The organism is Mycobacterium sp. (assembly GCF_052144515.1).
GTDB lineage: Bacteria > Actinomycetota > Actinomycetes > Mycobacteriales > Mycobacteriaceae > Mycobacterium.
Genome location: NZ_JBKQQD010000314.1, coordinates 1 through 4,736, shown reverse-complemented (window position 1 = coordinate 4,736; position 4,736 = coordinate 1). Strand labels below are relative to the sequence as shown.

The following is a 4,736-nucleotide window of genomic DNA, read 5'->3' as shown; positions in this document are numbered from 1 at the left end:
ATCTGCGCCTCGTCATTGAGTGCGACCGTGGGGATCGCGGTGGTCGTACTGAATCGTTCATCTATCGCGGTCATTTCTCATCACCTGCCTGCGAATTTTGTTTACTCGTTGCTAAATTACGATCTCGTCGCCAGCCACCGTTCAAGGCCGGACTTCGCTGCCCATGCCGCGCGTAACGCTAAACCCCAACATCCCGAACCTATTTGCGTTGCGTTCGCGTTGCGCGCGGCCCGCCGGTGAGGTCTCACCACGCGCGGCGGTGCGCTCAGCGGTCGCACGCCACGCATTAGTCCATCCCTGCTCGTCTCCATCGAGGATCTGGGACGTCGTCGCGATGACTTCACCGATGTCAGCGCCTGCGTCACCGGCGAATCCGGCGGCGCGCAACGTCTCGAACTTGAATGCCTCATCTTTGAAGATGAATTCCACGATCCGCTCGCTTCCGGCCACTTTTGATTTGTGTGCGGCGCTCGCTTAGCGTGGCCCTGATTCTCGACTAGCACCAGCACGCCTCGCTGAGCTTCGGCTGAAGTTGCGTGAGAGAACTAGGCCGACCAGTAGGGCCGCTGCTGTACCACTTGCTCGATAAACCCTGGAGCCGCTTGCTCGTCTTCTGGGATGCCGTCGCCATGCGCCAGCGGGCACCATAGTGGCTCGCCTTTGATAATCCACACCGCCTTTACCGGCTCGTAAACAGCGGCACCTGCCGGCGGTGCAATCAGGTCTGCGGCGAATCCCTGCGCGCCGGGCCAGGTGAATTCGTCGCTGTAAATGAGCTCGCCGTCATGGTTTTCGGCGATAACGTGGTAATGAGGTAGAGCGGCCAGGTCGTCCCGATACCGGCTTCGCCCTCCCGTCATGCGATGAGCGTATTACGGCACCCAGGTCTCTAGCGTTCCCGCAGTGCGGTGAGGGCGCGGACTTCGGCGGCGTGGGTGGCTTCAGATAGCGCGGCGTCTTCGGAGGCCGGGTCGGCGAACAGGAAGCTGCCGGAGCCGGGGGAGCCGCCGGACCCGAGCTTGTTCATTTTGACCGGTACCGGGGCGCCTTGGTATTCCAGCGGCACGGGGTGGCCGTGGTCGTCGACGGGTCCCAATGGTTGGTGGAGCTCGGTGTAGGCGCCGTGCGGCAGGCGTTTGATGATGCCAGTTTCCACGCCGTGTTCGAGGACGGCGCGGTCGCTGCGCTGCAGGCCGACACACCACCGGTAGGTGATGAAGTAGACGATCGGCGGCAGCACGATCATGCCGATGCGCCCGATCCAGGTGGTGGCGTTGAGCGAGATGTGGAACTTGTACGCGATGATGTCGTTGATCGACGACAGGGTGAGCACCATGTAGAAGGCGATCGCCATCGCGCCGATCGAGGTGCGCACCGGCACGTCACGCGGACGCTGTAGCAGGTTGTGGTGGCCGTAGTCGCCGCTGAACCGCTTCTCCAGGAACGGATAAATGATCAGCAGGGTGAAGATCAGGCCCATGATCAGCGCGACCCACACTGACGCGGGGATGGTGTGATGGCCGATGTAGAACTCCCATGCCGGCCAGAGCCGGGCCAGGCCGTCCGGCCACATCATGTAGAAGTCGGGCTGGCTGCCCGCTGATATCTGCGAGGCTTTGTACGGGCCGAGGTTCCAGATGGGGTTGATCTGCAGCAGGCCGCCCATCAGGCCGAGCACGCCGGTGGTCAGGGCGAAGAAGGCGCCGGATTTGACGGCGAACACCGGCATCACGCGCACGCCGACGACGTCGTGTTCGGTGCGGCCGGGGCCGGGGAACTGGGTGTGCTTCTGGAACCAGACGAAGGCCAGGTGCGCGCCGATCAGCGCCAGAATGATCCCGGGCAGCAACAGGATGTGCAGCCCGTACAGGCGCGGGATGATGATGTCGCCGGGGAAATCGCCGCCGAACAGGGCCCAGTGCAGCCAGGTGCCGATCACCGGCATCCCCAACGTGATTGACGAGAACGCGGCCCGAAGCCCGGTACCCGACAGCAGGTCGTCGGGCAGGGAGTAGCCGAAGTAGCCCTCGAACATGGCAAGGATCAGCAGCAGCGAGCCGATGACCCAGTTGGCTTCGCGCGGCCGGCGGAACGCGCCAGTGAAAAAGACGCGGGCCAGGTGCACCATGATCGAGGCGGCGAACATCAGCGCGGCCCAGTGATGGACCTGGCGCACGAACAGACCCCCTCGCACCTCGAAGCTGATGTCGAGTGTCGACGCGTAGGCCTTCGACATTTCCACACCGCGCAGCGGCTGATAGACGCCGTGGTAGGTGACCGCGGTCATCGAGGGATCGAAGAACAACGTCAGATATACGCCGGTGATGAGCAGCACGATGAAGCTGTACAGCGCGATCTCACCGAGCAGGAACGACCAGTGCGTCGGGAAGACCTTGTTGAGCTGGCGCCGCACCGCAGCCGATGGGTGATATCGCGCATCAATATCTTCGGCTTGGCGCACCGCGGTATCCGCTAGTCGGCTCATGACAACCATCCCCAAACCGCTGCTCATGACCCACGAGTATCTACTAAGCAGCGTATAACCACACAGCGTAGTAGTTAAGAGTCTACGCCTATTTAGAAGAGCCGGGCCTTATCTGCCGGTGCGCTCGCGATGCTTGCATCCCGGCCAGCAGCACGGTCGGCGCTGACCTTCCTCGAGCTCCTCCTGCGTCCGGCGGATGCGCCGCTTTCGCGTCGCCTCCTGCTTGGCGTCATCGACCCAGCAGATGAACTCGTTGCGCGCCAGCGGCGTGATGTCCCTCCAGGCAGCTAGCGCCGTCGAGTTGGCGATCAACGCCTGGCGCAGGTCGGCGGGCAGCTTGTGTACGACTCCGCCGGGAACCCGGTCGCCGCTCATGGCCGCCAGAGTAATGCGCTACCCGGCTGAGGCCGGGAGCTTACGGCGATTCTTCGTGCGGGCACCGGACGGCAATGTCATCAACATCGTGAATCACCGCGATTGAGAATGTTTTGGACACATGTGGAAGGGGGTATATGCGTCCGCACGCTACAGAAATTCGATTTCATGAAACCACTGTTTATTGGCGGGGCTGTTGCTGCGGCGATTGCTGTGATGCCTGTGGCGGCAGCTGAAGCCTATGTCGGCGCCCCCGCGGGTACCGCACCTACCACTCACGTTGTCTACAAGCAGGATCCGGGCGGCGGCGGCTGTGACCCCAGCGGCAACTGCGGCTCGGGCGGGCAGTTCAATGGACCTGGCGGCGGTCCGGGCGGGCAAGGCTGCGTGCCTGGAGTCGGCTGCGGCACCGGCGGGCAATTCGCGGGTCCGGGCGGCGTCCCGGGCGGCACCGGATGTCTTCCGGGTGTCGGCTGCGGCGCCGGCCACGGCTGATCCCCTAACCACCAATCGACTACTCATGCCGCCTGGTGACCCAGGCCGCATGAGTCGTCCGTCGATGGCGGGCTGAGCTGCACGAGTCGTTGCGCAGGACCGTCATTGGCCCTTCAGGCTGCCGATGCCAAGGGAAAAGTCGGTGCGCGTGGACCGCGAGTCGCGCGCTTGTTCCTCGACGTACTCTTTCGGGTCACGGTCGACGATCGACAACCCCTTCGTGGTCGGATGCCGGGCCATGAATTCGCTGTATTGGCGCCCGAGCGCTTCACGCAGACCGATCGGGGCGTGGCGACGAAAGTCCGCCAGTCCTTCCCGTTCTTCTTCGCTCATGTGGTCGTCGTTGGCCAATCGGGTCCGGCCGACCGCGGCCCACCACTCGTCGGTGGCTGTTCCAGCGGCGTTTGCGTCGCGCACGCCGTCGCGAATGTCGTTGTGATCACCGATCGCATCGAGCGTTTCGCCCTCGGGGTCGTCGGTGCCCCGTTGGAGTAGTTGAGGGTAGAAGATCATCTCTTCGATGTAGGCGTGTACGTCCAGCTTGTCGGCAAGCGGACGCCATACTCGTTCGAGTGCGCGCGTATCCACCGGCGTCTGCGCCTGCAGATAGTCCAGCTTGGCGAATTGTTCGCGAAACCAGTCATGGTCGGCGAGGATCAACATGGTGATGTCAGCCATCTCGTCTCACAACCTCCCCTCACCGAATCACGCGGGCAGAACCAGTTAATCAGCAGTCTTCAGAACGCACCATCTCGGCGGCTAGGCCGCCAGGCACCGACGTCCGTCGGCCTAGGCTCGGACGATGACCGTCCCCTACGACGAGGTGCTGCGCGAGCAGATCCGGGAGCGTATGGCGAGTCACGACCGTCGCGTCGTGGCCGACCCTACGAAACGGCACGCGGCCGTCGCGGTGCTGCTCGTCGACTCGGAGGTCGGGGAGGACAGGATCGACCCAGCGCCGGTGGACGACTGGCTCGCGGGACGCCCGATGCCGGAGGCCGGCCTCGACGGTCGCATGGTCGACGTATCCGGCGGTGCCGCTTTCCTGTTGTGCCGCAGAGCCTCTCGGCTGAGCTCGCACGCGGCGCAGTGGGCACTGCCCGGCGGTCGAGTCGACCCGGGGGAAAGCGCGGTCGACGCGGCACTGCGGGAGCTGGACGAAGAAGTGGGCATCCAACTCGCCGATTCGACCGTTTTAGGCCTGCTCGACGACTACCCGACGCGATCCGGATACGTCATCACCCCAGTGGTGATCTGGGGCGGCGGACGGTTGGACCCCCGACCGGCGCCCGACGAGGTCGTGGCGGTCTACCGAGTGGGGCTCCATCAACTGCAGCGTGCAGACTCGCCGCGATTCATCACGATCCCGGAAAGCCCGCGG

7 protein-coding genes are annotated in these 4,736 nt (G+C 64.0%); 2 read left to right on the top strand and 5 right to left on the bottom strand.

Features of this window, described 5'->3' with window-relative positions:
• Positions 1 to 141: 141 nt before the first annotated feature.
• The 4 genes from ACLP9N_RS21445 to ACLP9N_RS21430 all read right to left on the bottom strand — a co-directional run bounded on the left by ACLP9N_RS21445 (position 142) and on the right by ACLP9N_RS21430 (position 2,860).
• Positions 142 to 429, bottom strand: coding sequence for a hypothetical protein (locus ACLP9N_RS21445; protein WP_442409299.1), 288 nt, complete (start codon positions 427 to 429; stop codon positions 142 to 144).
• Between the two features lie 116 nt (positions 430 to 545).
• Positions 546 to 860: a hypothetical protein gene (locus ACLP9N_RS21440; RefSeq protein ID WP_442394173.1), complete on the bottom strand. Its 315-nt coding sequence runs from the start codon at positions 858 to 860 to the stop codon at positions 546 to 548.
• A gap of 29 nt (positions 861 to 889) precedes the next feature.
• Positions 890 to 2,485: a cytochrome bc1 complex cytochrome b subunit gene (gene qcrB / locus ACLP9N_RS21435; protein WP_442394172.1), complete on the bottom strand. Its 1,596-nt coding sequence runs from the start codon at positions 2,483 to 2,485 to the stop codon at positions 890 to 892.
• Positions 2,486 to 2,593: 108 nt separating this feature from the next.
• Positions 2,594 to 2,860 carry a YdeI/OmpD-associated family protein gene (locus ACLP9N_RS21430; RefSeq protein ID WP_442394171.1) on the bottom strand — a complete coding sequence of 89 codons (267 nt, stop codon included), beginning with the start codon at positions 2,858 to 2,860 and terminating at the stop codon, positions 2,594 to 2,596.
• Positions 2,861 to 3,028: 168 nt separating this feature from the next.
• Here ACLP9N_RS21430 and ACLP9N_RS21425 point away from each other — a divergent pair, with 168 nt between their 5' ends.
• Positions 3,029 to 3,355 (top strand): PE-PGRS family protein, encoded by a 327-nt coding sequence (locus ACLP9N_RS21425; RefSeq protein WP_442394170.1) that lies wholly within the window; start codon positions 3,029 to 3,031, stop codon positions 3,353 to 3,355.
• 102 nt (positions 3,356 to 3,457) lie between these two features.
• On the opposite strand, the gene ACLP9N_RS21420 is transcribed toward ACLP9N_RS21425, so the two are convergent.
• On the bottom strand, positions 3,458 to 4,033 hold the full coding sequence (locus ACLP9N_RS21420; RefSeq protein ID WP_442394169.1) for a hemerythrin domain-containing protein: 576 nt from the start codon (positions 4,031 to 4,033) through the stop codon (positions 3,458 to 3,460).
• A gap of 124 nt (positions 4,034 to 4,157) precedes the next feature.
• Here ACLP9N_RS21420 and ACLP9N_RS21415 point away from each other — a divergent pair.
• Positions 4,158 to 4,736: NUDIX hydrolase (locus tag ACLP9N_RS21415; RefSeq protein ID WP_442409298.1), on the top strand; the 579-nt coding region annotated here is incomplete at its 3' end.

Coding starts and splice junctions, on each gene's coding strand:
- qcrB (WP_442394172.1), bottom strand. CDS start 2,485: ATGAGCCGACTAGCGGATACCGCGGTGCGCCAAGCCGAAGATATTGAT.
- ACLP9N_RS21430 (WP_442394171.1), bottom strand. CDS start 2,860: ATGAGCGGCGACCGGGTTCCCGGCGGAGTCGTACACAAGCTGCCCGCC.
- ACLP9N_RS21440 (WP_442394173.1), bottom strand. CDS start 860: ATGACGGGAGGGCGAAGCCGGTATCGGGACGACCTGGCCGCTCTACCT.
- ACLP9N_RS21420 (WP_442394169.1), bottom strand. CDS start 4,033: ATGGCTGACATCACCATGTTGATCCTCGCCGACCATGACTGGTTTCGC.
- ACLP9N_RS21425 (WP_442394170.1), top strand. CDS start 3,029: ATGAAACCACTGTTTATTGGCGGGGCTGTTGCTGCGGCGATTGCTGTG.